Origin of the sequence: Streptomyces sp. SID5464, assembly GCF_009862985.1 — a bacterium.
GTDB lineage: Bacteria > Actinomycetota > Actinomycetes > Streptomycetales > Streptomycetaceae > Streptomyces > Streptomyces chartreusis_D.
The window spans coordinates 2353-3381 of the sequence record NZ_WWIQ01000011.1 but is presented as its reverse complement, the minus strand read 5'-3'; the positions used below and the strand labels follow the sequence as shown (position 1 = coordinate 3381).

Below are 1029 nucleotides of genomic sequence, written 5' to 3'. Positions count from 1 at the left end.
GCTCGAAGGCAGCGCGAAGGCCGCTTCGAAGGTGGCGTTCGTGTTTCCGGGGCAGGGGTGGCAGTGGGTGGGGATGGGGGTGGAGCTGCTGGGGTGCAGTGATGTCTTCGCCGAGGCCGTGGGTGAGTGTTCGGCTGTGGTGGAGGAGCTGGCGGGCTGGTCGGTGGTGGATGTGCTGCAAGGTGCGGCGGGGGCGCCCGGGTTCGACCGGGTGGATGTGGTGCAGCCGGTGATGTTCACCGTGATGGTCGCTCTGGCCCGTCTGTGGGAGTCGGTGGGCGTGGTGCCCTCGGCGGTGGTGGGTCATTCGCAGGGGGAGATCGCTGCCGCGCATGTGGCCGGGGTGCTCTGCCTGGAGGACGCGCTGCGGGTGGTGGTGGCCCGTTCCCAGGCGCTGGTGGAGATCTGCGGGCAGGGGGCGATGGCCTCGGTGGCGCTGGGCCGGGCCGAGGTCGAGGAGCGCATCGCGCAGCTGGAGTCGGTGAGTGTGGCGGCGGTCAACGGCCCTGCCTCCACGGTGGTCTCCGGCGGCGCGGAGGAGGTCGCCGGCCTGGTGGCGGGACTCGTCGCCGGCGGGGTGCGGGCTCGGCGTATCGATGTCGACTATGCCTCGCACTCGGTGCATGTCGAGCAGGTCCGTAAGCGGATCGAGGCGGCTTTGGCGGGTGTCGCGCCGCGTGCGGGGCGGGTTCCTGTGTACTCGACGCTGACGGGTGAGGTGCTGGCGGGCCCGGAGATGGACGGCGGCTACTGGTATGCCAACCTGCGTGGGCGGGTGGAGTTCGAGCAGGCCGTGCGCAGGCTGGCGCAGGACGGGTTCACCGCCCTGGTGGAGTGCAGCGCCCATCCGGTGCTCGTCCCGGGTGTGGAGCAGACGCTGGAGACGGTGCCGGGTGCGCAGGTGGCGGTCTCGGGGACCCTGCGGCGTGATGACGGTGGTCTGCGCCGGTTCCTGACCAGCGCGGGCAGCTTGTGGACCACCGGCGTCGACATCACCTGGCCCGTGCTGCTGCCCGAAACCCAACCGGT

1 protein-coding gene is annotated in these 1029 nt (G+C 71.3%); it reads left to right on the top strand.

All coding sequences use genetic code 11. From position 1 onward, the window contains the following. Positions 1-40: 40 nt before the first annotated feature. Positions 41-1029, top strand: a 989-nt coding sequence (locus GTY47_RS12475) for an acyltransferase domain-containing protein (protein ID WP_158688452.1), incomplete at its 3' end; no start/stop codon positions are given.